We start from the raw sequence: 2,602 nt of genomic DNA on the forward strand, positions 1-2,602 counted from the left end.
ATCCGTGTAGAAATTGTCAAGGGAGAACCGGAACTACTGGTTAAAAAAGGGAAACTTGATCGTCTCACCTTAGAATTTTCTCCCAAATTACCAGAATCACAAAATATTCTGCATATCAAAGAAACTCCAACCCGCATCAAAGTCATTGAAATTACTGCCGAACACAGACGCATTGCAGAGATTATTGGTATAGATAATAAATTAAATGTACCTGCGATCGCAGAGAAACAAGTTTTAGCAGCCATAAATGCTGTCTCTGGTATCGTTACCGTACATTCTGACATTGGTGGCGGTTCAGAAGGTGCAGAAGAAGTACCCGCCCAGACTCTACCCCATATTCATCTTTTACCTGCCAATGCCGGCTTGAAAATCAGCCTTTTGTCGCGCCCCTTTGCCCAAGGTGGCCCCTACTACCGTCCTGGTACAGGTGGTGAAACTGTAATTGCCGAGATTGACGGTAAACGTCTCCAAACCAGACGAAATCTGTCTGAAGAAAAGCAACTTGCCAAAGATGCTGTAGCCGCCTGCGCCACCTTGACTCAAACTGAAGAACAAGATGGTGAATGGATTATAGACGATCCCGAAGACTGTTTAGAACTGCTTCTAGAACTGCAAACACTGGGAAATAACGTAGTCATAGAATGGCCACAAGGAGAAAAACTGCGTGTTAGCCATAATGCCGACTTGAAAGACTTTAATTTATCAATTCAACGTCAGCAAGACTGGTTTGCAGCCACAGGGGAGTTGAAATTGAATAACGACCTAGTGCTAGATATGCAGCAACTACTAGAACTATTAGAGAAAACCCCCAGCCGTTTTATCCCCCTTGGTGATGGTCAATTTTTGGCTTTAACTCAAGCTTTTCGGAAACGCCTCGATGAATTGCGGATGTTTTCAGAAAAACATAGTAAAGGTATTCGTTTTCACCCATTGGCAACATTAGGGTTAGAAGATTTTGTCGATGAGGTCGGTAAGGTAAAAGCAGATAAACACTGGAAAACACATATCCAGCGTCTCAAGGAGGTGCAAAACCTCCAGCCGGAACTGCCATCTACGCTTCAAGCAGAACTACGTGACTACCAGATGGAGGGTTTTTGTTGGCTAGCGCGTCTGGCACATTGGGGTGTGGGAGCTTGTTTAGCAGACCAAATGGGACTCGGTAAGACCTTGCAGGCATTAGCTGTCATCCTCAGAAACGCCCATGAAGGGCCAACCCTAATTATTGCCCCAACTTCTGTGTGTATGAATTGGGTGAGTGAAGCGCAGAAGTTTGCCCCAACTCTCAATATTATTCAATTTTCTGGTGCTAACCGCCAAAAATTATTGGATGGTTTACAACCTTTAGATATGTTGGTATGCAGTTATGGTTTATTACAGCAGGAAGAAGTAGCGCAAATGCTTGCTCAGATACAGTGGCAAACTATTGTCCTAGATGAAGCCCAGGCGATTAAAAATATGACCACTAAACGTTCTCAGGCAGCGATGAACCTAAAATCTAATTTTAAGTTGCTGACTACTGGGACTCCCATTGAAAATCACCTGGGTGAGTTATGGAATTTGTTCCGCTTTATTAATCCTGGGTTATTGGGTTCTTTTGAAAGCTTTAATCAACGCTTTGCTACCCCCATTGAAAAATATCAGGATAAACTTGCACGTAATAAACTCAAAAAACTGATTCAACCATTTCTGTTGCGACGGACAAAAAATCAGGTATTAGAAGAGTTACCATCTCGTACCGAAATTCTCCTTCATGTAGAGTTAAGTCGAGAGGAAAAGGCATTCTATGAAGCGTTGCGCCGTCAAGCAATATCTAAACTGACCGAAAGTGATGCAGAAGCAGGAAAGAAACATTTGCAGGTTTTAGCTGAGATTATGAAATTGCGTCGCGCTTGCTGTAATCCCAGCCTCGTTATGCCTGATACTGAATTACCTAGTTCCAAGTTACAACTTTTTGGTGAGGTGCTAGGTGAACTGCTGGAAAATCGTCATAAGGCGTTAGTGTTTAGTCAGTTTGTTGACCATTTGCACATTATCAGAGATTATCTGGATCAGCAAGGTATTAATTATCAATATTTAGATGGCAGTACTTCAGTGGCAGAGCGCAAAAAACGGGTAGATGCATTTCAAGCTGGTTCAGGAGATGTCTTTCTGATTAGTCTCAAGGCGGGTGGTACAGGACTGAATCTGACTGCGGCTGATTACGTGATTCATACAGACCCTTGGTGGAATCCCGCCGTGGAAGATCAAGCCTCAGACCGCGCCCATCGCATTGGGCAACAACGCCCAGTTACTATTTATCGTCTAGTAGCAAAGGATACTATTGAAGAAAAGATTGTGCAATTGCATCAGCACAAGCGAGATTTGGCAGACAGCCTCTTGGAAGGTGCTGATATCAGTGGCAAGATTTCGACGGAAGTATTGTTACAGTTGATTACCGAAAGTTAAGCTGTCAACCCCTTCTCTGCGAGACGCTACGCGAACGGGGAATTCAAAATTCATAATTTTGAACCCCATAAATAAATTTAGGGGCTTGAGAAAAGGACAACTTTAACCTGCAATCCAATTAAGAGACACTGGATGTGATAGCATACCTTCAACAACT

The 2,602-nt window shown here is 43.2% G+C and carries 1 protein-coding gene; it reads left to right on the forward strand.

The genetic code is table 11. The annotated features are described in order from the left end of the window. Positions 1–2,445, forward strand: a 2,445-nt coding sequence (locus RRG12_RS42725) for a DEAD/DEAH box helicase (protein ID WP_420763258.1), incomplete at its 5' end; no start/stop codon positions are given. Positions 2,446–2,602: the final 157 nt, after the last annotated feature.

This window comes from Nostoc sp. CALU 546 (assembly GCF_048836525.1).